Below are 16,115 nucleotides of genomic sequence, written 5' to 3'. Positions count from 1 at the left end.
CCCTGCCCCGGCCCCACTTGGGGCCGCGGGGCCGTCTCAGTGCCCTCGGAACGCCTCCTCCAGCCACCAGGCACCGTGCTCCCGGGTCACCTTGGCGTCCACCAGCAGCGGCGCAGAGCGTGGCCCGGCGACCCAGTCCGCCACCGCCTTGAGATCGGCGCGCGTGCGCACGGTCACCGCCTCGAAGCCGTAGCCTCGGGCGACGGCGGCGATGTCCGTCTCCGGGAAGGTGACCGTGTCCAGCGGGAACCCGTCGGGGCCGAAGTGGTGCACCTCGGCGCCGTAGCCCTCGTCGTTGTGGACGACGACCACCATCGGCAGCCCGAGGCGGCGCACCGTGTCCAGTTCCACGGCGCTCATCAGCGCACCGCCGTCGCCCAGTACCGCCACCGGCAGCCGGTCCGGTTGCGCGAGCGCCGCGCCGATCGTCGTCGCGAGGCCCAGGCCGATCGACTGGAAGGCCTGGGTGAAGCAGAAGCCGTTGTGGTCCGGGACGGAGAGATACGCGCTCGGGTAGCCCATGAAGTTCCCCGAGTCCACGCCGACGACCCGCTCGGCCGGGAGGATCTCGTCGAGCGCGGTGCTCAGCGTGCGCGGGTCGATCCGCTCCCGGGTGCTCTCGTCCTCGTACGGCACGTCCCGCCACCGCCCCCGAGCGGCGAGGGCACCGGAAACCTCGGGGGTCCGGTACCCCGCGCGCGCCGCTCCGCCCGCCTCCGAAGCCCGCCGTGCCGTGCGCTCCACGTCGCCGTGGACGCCGAGGTCGATCGGGCGATGCGCGCCGAGCGCCTCCGGGTCCTCGTCGATCTGTACGACGGTCGCGTCCGGGCCGATCAGACTGCCGTGCCGCATGGTCCACATGTTCAGCGCGCATCCCCAGCCGACGATCAGGTCGGCGCCCTGGATCAGTTCGGTCGCGAGGGGCGAGGCGAAGCCGCCGGACACATCGAGCGACCAGGGGCTGTCGTGGAACAGGCCGCGGGCGACGGCCGAGGTCGCGAGCAGGGCGCCGTACCGGTCGGCGAGGGAGGTCAGGGCGTCGCGGGCGGCAGGCGTGCGGGCGCCTCGGCCGGCCACGAAGACCGGGCGCCGGGAGGCTTCCAGGGCCCGTACGAGATCGGTCACCCCCTTCTGAGACGGCTCGGCCTGTTCCGGGTCCGGCAGGGGTACGGCGTCCAGCGACACGCCCTCGGGCACGTCCAGAGCCTGTACCTCCAGCGGGAGGTTGAGCAGGACCGTACGGCGTTCGTGGCGGGCCCGGCGCAGAGCGGCACGGGCCTGGTCGACCGCGTCGTGCGCTGTTGTCACACGGGCACTCAGGGCGCCGACCGAATGTGCCAACACGGCCTGGTCGATACGGAAGTTGGACCTTTGCGCGGTCGCCTCGGCCGCCAGCACCAGCAGCGGCGTACGGCTCTTGGCGGCCTCGGTGATGCCGGTGAGGGCGTTGGTCAGGCCCGGGCCCTGGTGGAGGCTGAGCGCGGCGACCGTGCCGCCGGTGCGGGCGTAGGCGTCGGCCATGGTCGCCGCGCCGCCCTCGTGCCGGGCGGCGACGAAGCGGGCGCCCGCGGCCACCATGGCGTTGGTGAAGTGGAAGTTGCCCGAGCCGACGACGCCGAAGACGTGGTCGACCCCGGCCGCGGTGAGCGCCCGTCCGACGGCTTCGGCGACCTTCACGACCGCTCCACCAGGGCGAGTACCCGGGCCGGGGCGCCGGAGCCGCTGACGATGGGCAGCGGGCCGGCGATGACGACGGCGCCGGTCGCGGGCAGGGTCGCGAGGTTCTGGAGCTGGGTGAGGCCGTACTTGCCGGCGCCCAGGAGATAGGAGTGGCAGGGGAACGCCGGGTCGAAGGAGTGGGCCCGGCCGGCGTCCGTGCCGACCGTCTCCGTGCCGAAGCCGATCACCGGTGCCTCCTCGGCGACCCAGCGCGCGCACTCCGGGGAGAGGCCCGGCGTGTGCGGGCCGTTCTCGTCGGCGTTGAGGAACTCCTCCTGCGACTCGGAGCGGGCGTCCCAGCCGGTGCGCAGCAGCAGCCAACCGCCTTCGGGGAGGGGGCCGTTGACGGCTTCCCAGGATTTGATGTGGTCCACCTCGACGAGGAAGTCGTGGTCCTTGGCGGCCTGCTCGGAGAAGTCCAGTACGGCCGCCGGTGCGATCAGGCGGCCCGCCGGGACCGACGCCACGTCGGCGAGGTCCTTGCCGGTGACCCAGTGGACGGGGGCGTCGAAGTGGGTGCCCGTGTGCTCGCCGGTGCGGAAGTTGTTCCAGTACCAGGCCGGGCCCCGGTCGTCGTAGCGGCTGATCTCCTCCAGTTCGAAGATCTGGGTCTGGCCGAAGGGGGGCGGCAGCTGGATCACCGGTGTGGACGAGGACAGCGGCGACGTGAGGTCGACGACCTCGATGGAGCCGCTTCGCAGCCCGGACAGCAGGGCGGCGAGCACGGACGGCTGGGACATGACGGCCTCCTGGGCGGGGCTGAACTGTCAACACCTGGCCTGTACAGGGTGTCAGCCGTGGGCCGCCAAGCGGAGGTGCGCGCCACCCAAATCAGTCCAGTGTCCGGTCATTGGCCTTGGTCGAACAGGCCACCGCGTCCTAGCGTCGGAACCATGCGAATCCGAATCGTCGACGCGTTCACCGACCGTGCCTTCTCCGGCAACCCCGCCGGTGTGCTGCTCCTCGACTCCTTCCCGGACGACGACCGGCTGCAGAAGATCGCCCTGGAGGTGAACCACGCGGAGACGGCGTTCGCGCACCCGCTGCCCGAGGGCGGTGCGGCCGACTGGGCACTGCGCTGGTTCACGCCCGCGGCCGAGGTCGCCCTGTGCGGCCACGCCACGCTCGCCACGGCCCACGTGCTGCACACCACGGGCGCCCACGAGGGCACCGTGCGGTTCACCACCCGCAGCGGTGTGCTGGTGGCGACGCCCGAGGCGGACGGGTCGATCACGCTGGACTTCCCGACCGCCCCGCTGACGGCGGTCGAGATCCCGGAGGGGGTCGCCGAGGCCCTGGGCGCCGAACCGCTCTCCGCCTTCGACACCGGACCGAACGTCGGCGACCTGGTGGTGGAGCTGGCCGACGAGAAGACGATCCATGGCCTGAGCCCTGATATCAGGGCCCTCGGCGCCTACTCGGCCCGCGGCATCATCGCCACCGCCCGCGCCGAGGACCCCGCCCGGGGATACGACTTCGTCTCCCGGTGCTTCTTCCCGAACGTCGGCATCGACGAGGACCCCGTCACCGGCAGTGCCCATACGGCGCTGGCCCCCTTCTGGTCCGAGCGCCTCGGCCGCTCCGTCCTCACCGGTCTGCAGGCTTCGCCGCGCTCCGGCCGCGTCCGCACGGAGCTGCGCGGCGACCGCACCCTGCTGAGCGGACGCGCGGTCACGGTCATCGAGGGCGAGCTGCTGGCGTAGGGCTTCGAAAGCCCCGTACGAGAGGCTGCCGGCGCCTCACGCCGTCGGCAGCCAGCCCACCTTTCCGGCGAGCAGCGCGTAGCCGACGAACGCCCCGATGTCGAGCAGGGAATGCGCCACCACCAGGGGACCCACCCGGCCCCAGCGCCGGTACAGGTACACGAAGACCACGCCCATCACCATGTTGCCGATGAAGCCGCCGATGCCCTGGTAGAGGTGGTAGCTACCACGCAGTACGGAACTGGCCACCAGCGCGGTGCCGGGCGTCCACCCCAACTGACCCAGCCGCCGCAGCAGATAGCCGACGACGACGACCTCTTCGAGGATGGCGTTCTGCATCGCCGAGAGGATCAGCACGGGGTACTTCCACCACACGTCGGGCAGCGCCTCCGGCACCACCGTGAGGTTGAAGCCGAGGCCGCGTGCGGCCAGGTAGAAGGCGATTCCGGTGCTGCCGATCACCGCCGCGACACCGGCGCCACGACCGAGGTCGGGCCAGGGCCGGGTGCGGTCGAAGCCGAGGGTGCGCAGGCTGCCGCCCTCCCGCAGGAGAAGGTGCGCGACGAGTGCGACGGGCACCAGAGCCGTCGCGATCCCGAACAGCTGCCAGGCGAGATCCAGCCAGGGGCGGCCCGGTGCGGCCGAGGCGTTGAGGGTCGCCGCCTGATCCTTGAGGCCGCCCGGTTTCGTGACCGATCCGACAAAGCTGATCAGGGCGGACACTCCACTCGCACCGAGCGAAAGCCCCAGAACGAGCAGTGTCTCGTCACGGAGGATTCGTCGCGAGAGCCTCTCCGGAGGAAAAGAATCGGCCATCGGACCCGCCTCTGCCTGCACACCTGACTCCAATTCAGCAATCCCGCCTCATCCACATCGTCCCCCCGCTAGTGTCTCGAAAGAAGTTACGAAGATCGTGCGCTAGGCCGTTGGGGGGACGGGCACCGTACGGGGCGTACCTCCCCTTTGCCTGCCATACGGCCGTGATGCGGCACGAGGTTCAACAGGGAGGGGCACCACCGTCATGGGACGTCACAGCTTGCCCGATCAGTATGGGGCGGGCGGCAGCGGCCCCCGCCCACGTGTGCGCCGCCGGCAGGTGGCCATCGCGACGGTTCTCGTCCTGACCGTCGCCGGCGGCACGGCGGGCGCGGTCAAGAGCGGACTGCTCTCCTTCGGCTCGTCCTGCCAGGACAATCCGGTGCGGCTGGAGCTGGCCGCCTCGCCGGACATCGCCCCCGCCCTGACGGCCGCGGCGAAGCGGGCCCGGGAGAGCGACATCACCTCCGACGGGCGCTGTGTCGCGGTCTCGGTGACCGCGCGTGACTCGTACAAGGTCGCGGACACACTGAGCTCGGACAAGAAGACCGACGCGCAGGTCTGGGTGCCGGACTCGCAGCTGTGGATCGACCGGATCACGGCGAACAGCGCCGCGACCGACCTGACCCCGGCGGGAGCGGTCGCCTCGACGCCGATCGGGATGGCCATGGTGCCGACGGCGGCGAAGTCGCTGGGGTGGCCGAAGAAGACGTACAGCTGGATCGAGCTGGCCGGGGCGACCATGACGGACGACTCGCTGAAGCTGGGTGCGGCCGACCCCGCGCGCAGTGCGACCGGGCTGCTGGCGCTGACCCGGCTGAGCACGGCAACCGCGAAGCTCAAAGGCGGTCAGACGCAGGCCGCGGCCATGATGAAGACGCTGTCGCAGCGCATCTCGGACAGCGACAGCCAGGTCGTGGACACGTTGCCGCGCGACAACTCCGGGACCGAGCTGGGCAATCCGAAGCGCAACGAGGCGCTGGTCCTCACCGAGCAGGCGGCGTACTCGTACAACGAGTCCGCCGACAGCGGCTCCCGTCTGGACATGTTCTATCCCAAGGACGGCTCGCCCGAGCTCGACTACCCGTACGCGATGGTCGGCCAGCTGACCACCGACCAGAGCCGGGCCGCGCTGCGGTTCATGAACTACCTGCGCCAGCCCGCCCAGGCGCGGCTCCTGGAGAAGTACGGCTTCCGGACCTCCGACGAGTCGGCGCCGGAGGCGGTGGTCGCCGAGGCCGGTGGGAGCAGCCCGCAGCCGTACGCCGAGGCCGCAGTGCAGCCGGCCTCGGACACGGCGCTGCAGGAGGTCCTCGGCACCTGGACGATCACGGTGCAGAGCGCCCGGCTCACCACGGTCGTGGACGCGTCCGGCTCCATGGCCGAGGCGGTGCCGGGGACGGGCGGCCAGTCCCGGATGGACGTCACCAAGGCGTCGCTGCTGCAGGCTCTCGCCACCTTCACGCCGGAGGACGAGATCGGGCTGTGGGAGTTCTCCACCAAGCTGGACGGCGACAGGGACTACCGCGTCCTGGTGCCGACCGAACGCCTCGGCGACCAGAAGGGCAGCGGCACCCAACGGGACAAGCTGTCGGCCGCGTTCGGCGCCCTGCAGCCGGTGCCGGACGGGGCGACCGGTCTCTACGACACCACGCTCGCCGCCTACAAGGCGGCCACGGCGTCGTACGCCAAGGGGAAGTTCAACGCCCTCGTCATCCTCACCGACGGCGTCAACCAGGACCCCGGCAGCATCACCCGCGCCAGGCTCATCTCCGAACTCCAGAGACTCACCAACCCCGAGCGCCCGGTTCCCCTGATCATGATCGCCGTGGGCCCCGACGCCGACCGGGACGAAGCCGAGGAGATCGCCAAGGCCACCGGCGGCTCGGGTCAGTCGGTCACCAACCCGTCCCAGATCCAGTCGGTGATCCTCAAGGCGATCGTGGCGGCGGGGGCACAGGGCGAGGACTGAGCGCCGGCACGGCCCCCGGCTCCCGTCGACTCCTCGAGTCACCCGTCGTGAGCCGGCCTTCCCACCGTCGTCCTCACCCCAGCGGCACCGGCTCCGGCAAGCCCACCGGCCAGGTGTGCACCGGCTCCCCCGTGTGCATCAGTTCGCTGTACCTCCGGGTCGTGGCCGCCAGTGCGGCGTCCCTGGACAGGCCCGTCTCCAGGGCCCGGTGGAAGGTGGCCGCCTGCCAGGAGGCGCCGTTGACGCGGCGGCGGCAGCGTTCCTCGATGACGCCGAGGTAGAGGTCGCGGTCGGCGGGTTCGATGCCCCACGCGTCCAGGCCGGCCTCGGCGAGCGGAAGGAGTTCGTCGCGGACCAGGGTCACCGCGTCGACCTCCGTGGTACCGCCGTAGCGGCCGCGGCGCGGCCATTCCAGGCGGGCCTCGATGCCGTGCTTGCAGGCGGCGTCGAAGTTGGCGGCGGCGGCCTCGAAGGGCAGCCGGGTCCAGACCGGCCGGGACTCCTCGGCGAGGGCGCGAACAAGCCCGTAGTAGAAGGCCGCGTTGGCGATGACGTCGGTGATGCTGGGGCCGGCCGGCAGGACGCGGTTCTCGACGCGCAGATGCGGGACGCCGTCGGCGATGCCGTAGACCGGGCGGTTCCAGCGGTACACCGTGCCGTTGTGCAGGACGAGTTCGGCGAGTTTCGGGACGCCGCCCGCGTCGAGGACGTCCAGCGGGTCCTCCTTGTCGCAGATCGGCAGGAGAGCCGGGAAGAAGCGCAGGTTCTCCTCGAAGAGGTCGTGCGCGGAGGAGATCCACCGCTCCCCGAACCAGGTGCGCGGCCGCACCCCTTGGGCCTGCAGCTCGGGCGGCCGGGTGTCGGTGGACTGCTGGAAGAGCGGCGGCCTGGACTCACGCCACAGCTCACGGCCGAACAGGAAGGGCGAGTTGGCGCCGACGGCGATCTGGGCGGCGGCGACGGCCTGCGCGGCGTTCCACACGTCGGCGAAGCGGGCCGGGGTGACCTGGAGGTGCAGCTGTACGGAGGTGCAGGCGGCCTCCGGCGCTATGGACTTGGAGGTGCAGGTGAGGCGCTCGACGCCGTCGATGTCGAGGACGAAGTCCTCCCCGCGGGCGGCGACGATCTGGTCGTTGAGGAGGGCGTAGCGGTCGACGTCGGAGAGGTTCGAGGAGACCAGGTCGTCCCGGTCGAGGGTCGGCAGAATGCCGATCATCACGATTCCCGCGTCGAGCTCGCCCGCTTTACGATCGGCATATGCCAATGAGGTCCTGAGTTCCTCGGCGAGCCGGTCGAATACCCGCCCCTCCAATCGATGTGGGGCTATGTTGACTTCCAGGTTGAACATGGCGAGTTCTGTTTGGAAATCTCGACTTGCGATCCGTTCCAGGACCTGTCCATTGAGCATTTTCGGCATGCCGTCGGCCCCGGTCAGATTCAATTCGATCTCCAGCCCCATGAGGTTCCTGGGGCGATCGAACCGCTTCTCGGCCAGGAGTCGCTCCAGCCCCGCGAGGCACCTGCGGAGCTTGGCCCGGTAGAGCTGCCGCTCGGACAGATCGAACCGACCTGCCACGACCTTCTCCCCCATCGAAGCGTCCCTCCTCGATCGGGCGGTCGGCAGATCCCGACCGCCGGTGTCAGGTCACGGGGGATGATGCCCAGCGTCGGCGATCGATAACGTCCCCACGCGAGGCCGTCGCCCGCTACTCTGGACGGATGTGACCGGAGGCACATTCACCGGGCATGGAGCACGGTGCAGTTTCACGCCGACAACGAACTCGTGAAAAACGCCGACGAGAATTGGCCGACCGCTTCCGGGCTCTTGTGCGAGGTCACCGCCGTAACCCCGGAGCGGAATCGGGATGATTCCCGCGCATCGCCGACCGGATACGCCCTTGCCGGGTGCTCCGGAAACGGTTAGACGAAACACCGTCTGAACATATGTCGTATAAACTCCACTAACAAGGCAGAGGGTTGGCGCCCCGGTCATGGAACCTGCCGTCCAGGTGACGTGCGGCAGGCCTCAGCCACGCTCACCGTACCCAGACCCCGGCCCCCGCCTCTCTCGCCTCGTGAGCAGACAGCGCCGTCCGCCCCCGCCACGCCCTCGCGCCACCGTGCCTGTCGAATGAGAGGCGACCCACCATGCCGCTGCATGTACCCCCGGCTCCCGCGCCCGCACTTCGCACCGTCCTCACCGCACTTGCCTCGCCCACCGCGGTCCGCGAGGCCCGAACGCCCTCCCTGCTGCGCGCCCAGGGGCCCGCGACCCCCGAGCTCCCGCTGCCCGTACACGTGCTGGACGAGCTGACCCCCGCGGGCATCTCCGCCACCCGGCTGACCGGGTGGCGTTTCCTGATCCGCTGCGCCGACCGCGCGGTGGCCGCGGCGGAGACCATGCTGACCCCCGACGGCTGGGCCTTCTCGCACTTCTTCGAGGGCCCCTACATCGCCTCCACCGAGCACGCCCTGCGCCAGGCCGAGACGATGAAGCAGCCCTACCAGCCGCGCCTGCTGTCGGTACCGAGCCTGTACATGCTCACCCTCTGGCTGCACGGCGACAGCACGGCCGACGGCGCCGTCGGTCACCCCGCCGCCACCGACCTGCTCGTCCCGCTGGCGCCGGCCCCACCCGGTATCGCGGCGCACCGCCCGCACCGCGTCGCCGAGCTGCTCCCGGTGCTGACCCATCGGGTGACTCCCGCCCCGCTGCTCGGCCAGATCGCCTGACATTCCGCACCCCGACCGCCCGCGTGCCCCGTCGCCGAATTCCGGTGACGGGGCACGGCGCTGTTTTCCGGCGGCATTACGCTCGTACGAGCAATTAGTCGCTCGTACGAGCCTTGATATCCTTCTGACCTGTACGGACTAGCCCCATCCGACCACTGCGAACCACCCGAAGTGACAGTGCAGTTGGACTGAACCGCCCGCCCGGGTGAAGCGTCATCAACCTGTGAAGAAGTGGTGCGTCGAAATGCCTGCGGATTGACGTCCGTGGGGCAACACTGGACTGGACCGACTTATGACAACGGGGGGCGGCCATGGACAACGCTTCAAGCCGCGGAACAGACACGACAGCCATCTCACATCTCACAACCCAGCGAAAGATCCCACCAATGTGCCAGCACCAGCCACCGTGCCCTTCAGCAGACTCCGCCGACCGGGAATCCGCCCGACTCGTGGCGCACCACCCGGAGCAGGGCTGGAGCCTGCTGTGCAACGGCGTTCTGCTCTTCGAGGACACCGGTGAGCTCCTGCCCGACGGCCAGATCATCGCCCCGCACCGCTCGATGGGTGCCGGCCAGGTGATGACGGCCGCCTGAGGCGGACCGGGCGGCGCCGAGCCGTCCGGTGTATTCCAGGGGCCGGTCGCGGAGCCAAGCCGCGAGCCGGCCCCGACGCACGTCCGGGGGTGATCACACCCCGTAGTTACCCGTGCGTATAGAGGTGGTGGCGAGGGCCGTGCGGCGATCCGGTGGTGATCACCCTTCCCACCGACGCCCGTTTTCCGGAAGACTTCTGGAAAGTTTCGCGGCGGCGTCCATGGAGGTGGGGGAATTGGCAGCAGACGAGGCCGAGGCGGCATCCGAGACCCGGGGCAAGGTCACGATCACGGAGATCGCCCGGCAGGCCGGGGTCTCGGTGCCGACCGTGTCACGGGTGGTCAACGGCCGGTCCGATGTGTCGCCCAGGACCCGGGCCCGGGTCGAGGACCTGCTGCTGAGGCACGGCTACCGCAAGCGCACCGCGGCCTCCGGCTCCGGCGCCGCGCTGCTCGACCTGGTCTTCAACGACCTGGACAGCCCCTGGGCGGTGGAGATCATCCGGGGTGTGGAGGAGATCGCGCACGCGGCCGGTGTCGGCACGGTCGTGTCGGCGATCCATGGGCGCTCGGGCGACGCCCGCGAATGGATGCGGAACCTGCGCGCCCGCGCCTCCGACGGCGTCATCCTGGTCACCTCGGCCCTGGAGCCGGTCCTGCACGAGGAGTTGCGCGCCCTCGGCGTCCCGCTCGTCGTCGTCGACCCGGCCGGCTCCCCCGCCCTCGACGTCCCCACCATCGGCGCCGCCAACTGGTCGGGCGGCATGGCGGCCACCGAGCACCTGCTGTCGCTGGGCCACCGCAGGATCGGTCTGATCGCGGGCCCGCCCCGGCTGCTCTGCTCCCGCGCCCGCCTCGACGGCTACCGCGCCGCCCTGGAGGGCGCCGGCATCGCCCTCGACGACACCCTCGTCGTCCCCGGCGACTTCCACCCCGAGTCCGGCTTCACCGGCTGCACCACCCTCCTCGACCTCCCCGAACCACCGACCGCGATCTTCGCGGCCAGCGACCAGATGGCGCTCGGCGCGATCGAGGCCCTGCGTCGGCGCGGTCTGCGGGTGCCGGAGGACATGAGCGTGGTCGGTTTCGACGACCTTCCGGAAGTCCGCTGGTCGGCACCACCACTGACGACGGTCCGCCAACCCCTCGCCGACATGGGCAAGTTGGCGGTCCGTACGGTCCTGCGTCTGGCCCGCGACGAGCAACCGGACTCTCCGCGCGTGGAGTTGGGCACCGAACTGGTGGTGCGGGCGAGCACGGCACCGGTCGCCGAGGCGGGCTGAGAGCGCCGCCTTCCCGTCGGCCTGACGGGGCGCCGACCCTCGTACCGTCGGCGCCCACGCTCTCCGCGTACCCACCGATCCGGCACCGACCCGGTGGGGCACGCCCACCACCGGGCCGGGCCGGTCCCCGGCTGCTCCCCTAAATGCCGCCGGGGCGTCCGGTGTTGTGCCGCTACTTGCCGCCCAGCGCCTCCCTGATCGCGAAGTACGCGGGCTTGGGCCGCAGTTGTTCGTCCCACGGCAGCGCGGCGCCCTGACCCGGGAAGAACGCCGGAATCCAGGAGTACTTGTCGGTGTAGTCCCAGACCGTGATGCCCACGCACCGCCGCACCGCGAGGCACGCCGACGTCAAGTCCCGGTACCAGTCTGCCTGTTGGGCGAGCTTCGCGTCGGTCGCCGGCAGGATCATCCGTATGTCGACCTCGGTGAGCGCGGTGTCGAGGCCGAGCTCGGAGAAGCGGCGGAGGTTGTCCTCCAGGGTGGTCGGATAGCCGTACTGGAGAGCCAGATGGGCCTGGAGACCTATGCCGTCGAGCGGGACGTGCTGGGCCTTGAGGTCCTGCGCCAGCTGGTAGTAGGCGTCCGACTTCGGGCCGACGGCCTCGATGTTGTAGTCGTTGAGGTACAACTTCGCGTGCGGGTCGGCCTGGTGGGCCCAACGCAGGGCGTCGGCGATGTAGCCCGGGCCGAGCGTCTTGTACCAGATGGTCTCCCGGTAGGTGCCATCCTCGTTGAACGCCTCGTTGACGACGTCCCACGAGTAGACCTTGCCGCGGTAGTGCCGTACCTCGGTCTGGATGTGCTTCTTGAGCACGGCTCTCAGCTCGTCCGCCGTCCACTCGCGGCCGGTGAGCCAGCTGGGCAACTGGCTGTGCCACACCAGGGTGTGGGCGCGCACCCGCTGATGGTTCTTCCGGGCGAGGTCGACGATCTGGTCGCCGTTCGTCCAGTCGAAGACGCCCTGTCGGGGCTCGGTGGCGTACCACTTCATGCCGTTGCCGGGCGTGATCATGTCGAACTCGCCGCCGAGCAAGGAGGTGTAGGCGGTGTCGGTGAGTTCGGGGTTGTCGGTCGCGCTGCCGAAGTAGCGGCCGTGGCGCTGGGCGAGGTCGGCGAGGGTGGCGGGCCTGTTCTGGGCCTGGGCGGGCGTGCCGGTGGTGAGACCGGCGGCGACCAGGACCGCGGCGAGAGCGCCGACGAGTCTGAGGCGGTTCTTGGGCATGGTGCGACTCCTCACGGGGTGGGGTGCGATGCCGTGTCGGCGCGTGTCATCCCTTCGTCGCGCCGGCGGTGAGGCCGCCGACGAGCTGGCGCTCGGCGACCGAGTAGAAGGCGAGGGCCGGGACCATCGCCAGGACGAGGTAGGCGAAGACACGGGCGTAGTCCGCCGAGTACTGGCCCTGGTACTGCGCCACACCGAGCGGCAGCGTCCACCACTTGGCGTCGGTGAACACCAGCAGCGGCAGGAAGAAGTTGTTCCAGCTGGTGACGACGGCGAGCACGGAGACCGTGCCGAGTGCGGGCCGGGCCATGGGCAGCAGCACCCGCCAGAAGAACCCGAAGGCGCTGCAGCCGTCGAGCGTGGCCGCCTCCTCCAGCTCGCCCGGGATCTGCCGGAAGAAGCCGCGCAGGATGATGATGGTCATCGGCAGCCCGAAGGCGGCCTGCGGGAGGATCACGCCGAGCGGGTTGTCCAGCAGGCCGAGGTAACGCAGGAGCAGGAACAGCGGGAGCGCGGCGACCGCGAAGGGGAACATCAGCCCCATCGTGAAGAAGGTGAACAGCAACTCCCGCCCGCGGAAGGCGAATCGGGCGAAGGAGAAGGCCGCGAGCGCGGACACGGCGACCACGATCGCGGTCGTCGCCACCGCGACCAGCGTGCTGTTGCCGACCAGCCGCCAGAAGTCGCCCGAGCCGAGGATGCCGGTGTAGTTGCCGGTCAGCCAGTGCTCGGGCAGCCCGAAGGGGTTGCTGGACAGCTCGGCGGTCGACTTGAAGCCGGACAGCCCGGCGTACACCAGGGGTACGACCATCACCGCGCCGACGAGGACGAGGACGACGTGCAGCGGCAGGGTCCGAACTGCCCTGGTCTTCCGGGTCACTTGCCGTCCCCCCGCATCGTGGTGGTGGCGCCCTCGAGGTCGCGGCGGAGCACGAACCGCTGGTAGGCGAGGGCGAAGACGAGGCAGATGCCGAACATGACCACGCTGATCGCGCTGGCGTAGCCGACCTGGTACCGCTTGAAGCCGTACTGGAACATAGTCACGGCCATCGTCTCGGAGTGGTGGTCGGGGCCACCCTGGGTGATCACCCAGACCAGGTCGAAGAGTTGGATCGACCCGATGACGGACAGGAAGACGCTGATGCGGAGCGTGGGCGCGAGCAGCGGGAGGGTGACGTTGCGGAAGCGCTGCCAGGGACCCGCCCCGTCGATGAGGGCCGCCTCCGTCAACTCGGCGGGGATGGACTGGAGTCCGGCCAGGTAGAGCATCATGTGGAAGCCGAAGTACTTCCAGGTCATGACCAGGAAGAGGGTCGCCATGACGTACGAGGGGTCGGCGAACCACTCCCCGCCGATACCGCCGAGGCCGATGGAGCCGAGGACGTGGTCGGCGAGTCCGTCGTCGGGCGCGAAGATCATGCTGAACAGCACGCCCGTGATGGCCTCGGACAGGACGTACGGCGCGAAGAACAGCATCCGGTAGACGGCCCGGCCGCGCAGTCGCTGGTTGAGGGCGACGGCCATGGCGAGCGCGAACGGCAGTTGCAGCGCGAGGGACAGGACGATCAGGACCCCGCAGCGCCACAGGTCGCCGAGGAAGACGTCGTCCTGGAAGAGACGGGTGAAGTTGTCCGTGCCCGTGTAGTCGGAGGGCATGCCGAAGCCGCCCCAGCGGAAGAAGGCGGCGTACAGCGCGAACAGCATCGGCAGGATCACGAGCCCGATGAACAGCACCAGCGCGGGCACCTGGAAGCCGACCGCGGTGAGCCAGTTCAGCAGGCGCCGACGCGCCCGCCCCCGGGCCGGCTTGGCGGCCGGGGAGGTGCGGGCGACGTCGGGGCCCGTCCGCTTGTCCGGGAGGAAAGTGGAGGTCATCGCCGGCTACTACGCTTCCTTCGCGGTCTTGGTGATCGACTGCGTGACCTGTTCGGGGGACTTGGAACCGGCGATCAGCGCGGTGACGCTGTCGTTGACCTCCTGGCCGACGGCGGGCGCGTAGGCCTGGTCGAGGTAGAGCTGGAAGCCGGTGGCTCCCTTCAACTGGGCCTGTACGGCCTTGGTGTTGGGGTCGCTGAGGGCGCTCTCGGCGGCCGGGACGACCGGCAGGACGCCGGTCTTCTTCACCAGCTCCAGGTCGGTGGCCTCGGAGGCGAAGAACTTCAGGAAGTCGACAGCCGCCTGCGGGGCGCCCTTGCGCAGGGCGTGTCCACCGCCTCCGCCGAACACCTCGGTGATCGCGCCCTTTCCGCCGTCGACGGCCGGGAACGGGAAGAAGCCGAGGTTCGAGCCGAGTCCCTTGCCCGCGTCGGCCTCGACGACCGGGGCCCACTGGCCCATGAGCTCCATGGCCGCCTTGCCGTTGCCCATGGTGGCCGCCTGGCCGGTGGGCGTGGAGTACGAGGCGCCGAGGAACCCCTTCTGGAACGGCTGGAGTTTGACCAGGTCCTTGAGGTGCTGTCCGGCCTGGACCAGCCCGGGATCGCTGAAGTCCTTGTTCTCGTCGGCCTTCTGCAGGGCGTCGATGCCGGCGGTGCGCATGGCGAGGTAGGCCCAGTAGTACATGGCGGGCCACTTCTCCTTGCCGGCCAGGGCGATGGGCGTGATGTTCTTCGCCTTGAGCTTCCTGACCGTGTCGAGGAAGCCGCTCCAGGTGGTGGGCGGCGTGGTGATGCCGGCCTGCTTGAAGAGCGCCTTGTTGTACCAGAAGCCGATCATGCCGATGTCGAACGGGATGCCGTACGTCTTCTTGTCGAGGAGGTACGGCTGCTTCGCCACGGACAGCAGACCGTCGGCCCATGGCCCGGTCCGGTCGGTGAGGTCCTCGACGAGCCCTGCGTCGACCTGCTGTTGCAGCACTCCCCCGCCCCAGGTGTGGAAGATGTCCGGGAGCTTCCCGGAGGCGGTCAGCGCCGTCATCTTCGACTTGTAGGCGTCGTTCTCCAGCTGGACGATCTTTATCTTCACCTTGGGGTGCTGGGCCTCGAACTTCTTGGCCAGCCCCGCCCACACGCTCTTCGTCGGCTGGGTGGTGGAGATGTTCCACCACTCGATCGCGGTCGTCCCGTCCGACGACCCGCCGTCCGAGTCGCCGCCGCACGCGCTCAGTGCCGTCATGCCCAGACCGGCCGCGGCGGAGGCCGCCAGGAAGCCGCGGCGGGACAGTGCCCGATCGCCCATCATGCGCTCCTTGGGTAGGGACGGCGTGTCCACGACCGTCCGCTGGACCGAAAGTTTCGGAGATGATCCAGAAAGCTTCGCTGTTGCCGCACCCTAGAGACAGCTCCCAAACGGTGGCAACCCCTTGTACGAGGTCAATCTGCGAGCAAGGGGCTGGTGGCCGGGGGATGTTGAGGAGGATGCGGGGTCGACCTTTCGACTGGGGGGTCGAAACATTCGATCTGGGCGACGAACCTTACGGAGCCGACCGGGAGTCCTCTGAACAGAGGGTGGTCAGGGGCTCGGGGCAGGAGTGAGATGGAGGAGGGTCACGAAGAAAGGGGAGCCATGTCCGCTACGGACGGCACCCCGCCCGACCGGGTCGTGGTGGGTGTGAGCGGGTCGCTGGGCAGCCTCACCGCACTGGGCCGCGCCGCCGAGGAGGCCCGGCGCCGGGGCGCCGTACTGTGGCCGGTGCTGGCCTGGGAGCCTCCCAGCGGGGCGTCGGCGGCGCATCGCACGACCGCCCTGGCCCTGGTGGTCATGGAGTGGCCGCGCCTGGCGCGCCGACGGCTGGCCGCGGCCCTGACCAACATCTTCGGCGAGACCGGCCCGGCCGTCCCGATGCACGCGCTCGTCGTCCGGGGCGCCCCGGGCCCGGTGCTGGTCGCCACCGCCGACCGGGAGAGCGACCTGCTGGTCGTCGGCACCGGCCGCCGTGGCGTACTGCACCGCGCCCTCGCCCGCTCGACGAGCCGCTACTGCCTGGCCCATGCCACGTGCCCGGTCCTCGCGGTGCCGCCGTCGCCGCTGGAGTCGGAGTTGGCGGCCGTACATCGTCGTAACGCATGGCGGCTGCGGCTTGATGTGGGGGATCTGCTGAGGGCGCCAGGGCCGCGGGACGCGTGAGCGGGCCGTC

Annotated in this window: 14 protein-coding genes; 6 read left to right on the top strand and 8 right to left on the bottom strand. The window is 70.2% G+C overall.

What is annotated here, in order from left to right; all coding sequences use genetic code 11:
• Window positions 1-36: 36 nt before the first annotated feature.
• Together ACWC09_RS04360 and ACWC09_RS04355 are read right to left on the bottom strand one after the other, a co-directional pair.
• On the bottom strand, window positions 37-1,677 hold the full coding sequence (locus ACWC09_RS04360) for a thiamine pyrophosphate-binding protein (RefSeq protein WP_450848358.1): 1,641 nt from the start codon (window positions 1,675-1,677) through the stop codon (window positions 37-39).
• Window positions 1,674-2,459, bottom strand: a complete 786-nt coding sequence (locus ACWC09_RS04355) for a cyclase family protein (RefSeq protein WP_450848356.1) — start codon at window positions 2,457-2,459, stop codon at window positions 1,674-1,676. The genes ACWC09_RS04360 and ACWC09_RS04355 overlap by 4 nt, the downstream gene beginning before the upstream one ends.
• 153 nt (window positions 2,460-2,612) lie before the next feature.
• On the opposite strand from ACWC09_RS04355, the gene ACWC09_RS04350 reads away from it, so the two are divergent.
• Complete coding sequence (locus ACWC09_RS04350) at window positions 2,613-3,422, top strand: PhzF family phenazine biosynthesis protein (RefSeq protein ID WP_450848354.1); 810 nt, start codon at window positions 2,613-2,615, stop codon at window positions 3,420-3,422.
• A gap of 36 nt (window positions 3,423-3,458) precedes the next feature.
• Here the strand turns inward: ACWC09_RS04350 and ACWC09_RS04345 are convergent, their stop codons facing one another.
• Window positions 3,459-4,259, bottom strand: coding sequence for a CPBP family intramembrane glutamic endopeptidase (locus tag ACWC09_RS04345; RefSeq protein WP_450848352.1), 801 nt, complete (start codon window positions 4,257-4,259; stop codon window positions 3,459-3,461).
• Window positions 4,260-4,443: 184 nt separating this feature from the next.
• Here ACWC09_RS04345 and ACWC09_RS04340 point away from each other — a divergent pair, with 184 nt between their 5' ends.
• Window positions 4,444-6,210, top strand: coding sequence for a substrate-binding and VWA domain-containing protein (locus tag ACWC09_RS04340; RefSeq protein ID WP_450848350.1), 1,767 nt, complete (start codon window positions 4,444-4,446; stop codon window positions 6,208-6,210).
• 73 nt (window positions 6,211-6,283) lie between these two features.
• Here ACWC09_RS04340 and ACWC09_RS04335 read toward each other — a convergent pair whose 3' ends face one another.
• Entirely contained in the window at window positions 6,284-7,801 is a 1,518-nt protein-coding gene (locus tag ACWC09_RS04335; RefSeq protein WP_450848348.1) for a glutamate-cysteine ligase family protein, read from the bottom strand.
• Window positions 7,802-8,358: 557 nt separating this feature from the next.
• Here ACWC09_RS04335 and ACWC09_RS04330 point away from each other — a divergent pair.
• From ACWC09_RS04330 to ACWC09_RS04320, 3 genes are all read left to right on the top strand, one after another.
• Window positions 8,359-8,943, top strand: a complete 585-nt coding sequence (locus ACWC09_RS04330) for a hypothetical protein (RefSeq protein ID WP_450848347.1) — start codon at window positions 8,359-8,361, stop codon at window positions 8,941-8,943.
• Between the two features lie 386 nt (window positions 8,944-9,329).
• Window positions 9,330-9,536 carry a DUF5999 family protein gene (locus ACWC09_RS04325; protein WP_450848345.1) on the top strand — a complete coding sequence of 69 codons (207 nt, stop codon included), beginning with the start codon at window positions 9,330-9,332 and terminating at the stop codon, window positions 9,534-9,536.
• Between the two features lie 235 nt (window positions 9,537-9,771).
• The gene (locus tag ACWC09_RS04320) at window positions 9,772-10,818 is read left to right on the top strand and encodes a LacI family DNA-binding transcriptional regulator (protein WP_450848343.1); all 1,047 of its coding nucleotides are present in this window, start codon (window positions 9,772-9,774) and stop codon (window positions 10,816-10,818) included.
• Window positions 10,819-10,990: 172 nt separating this feature from the next.
• Here the strand turns inward: ACWC09_RS04320 and ACWC09_RS04315 are convergent, their stop codons facing one another.
• From ACWC09_RS04315 to ACWC09_RS04300, 4 genes are all read right to left on the bottom strand, one after another.
• The gene (locus ACWC09_RS04315; RefSeq protein ID WP_450848341.1) at window positions 10,991-12,040 is read right to left on the bottom strand and encodes an endo-1,4-beta-xylanase; all 1,050 of its coding nucleotides are present in this window, start codon (window positions 12,038-12,040) and stop codon (window positions 10,991-10,993) included.
• A 46-nt stretch (window positions 12,041-12,086) separates the two neighbouring features.
• Window positions 12,087-12,851, bottom strand: coding sequence for a carbohydrate ABC transporter permease (locus tag ACWC09_RS04310; RefSeq protein WP_450848719.1), 765 nt, complete (start codon window positions 12,849-12,851; stop codon window positions 12,087-12,089).
• Window positions 12,852-12,916: 65 nt separating this feature from the next.
• A complete protein-coding gene (locus ACWC09_RS04305) occupies window positions 12,917-13,915 on the bottom strand; it encodes a carbohydrate ABC transporter permease (RefSeq protein WP_450848339.1) in 999 nt (332 codons plus the stop codon).
• A 9-nt stretch (window positions 13,916-13,924) separates the two neighbouring features.
• Window positions 13,925-15,217 (bottom strand): extracellular solute-binding protein, encoded by a 1,293-nt coding sequence (locus ACWC09_RS04300; RefSeq protein WP_450848337.1) that lies wholly within the window; start codon window positions 15,215-15,217, stop codon window positions 13,925-13,927.
• 327 nt (window positions 15,218-15,544) lie between these two features.
• Between ACWC09_RS04300 and ACWC09_RS04295 the strand changes: the two genes are divergently transcribed.
• Window positions 15,545-16,105: a universal stress protein gene (locus ACWC09_RS04295; RefSeq protein WP_450848335.1), complete on the top strand. Its 561-nt coding sequence runs from the start codon at window positions 15,545-15,547 to the stop codon at window positions 16,103-16,105.
• Window positions 16,106-16,115 lie beyond the last annotated feature (10 nt).

This window comes from Streptomyces sp. NPDC001617 (assembly GCF_053596855.1).
This window is presented reverse-complemented; position numbering and strand designations above follow the sequence as displayed.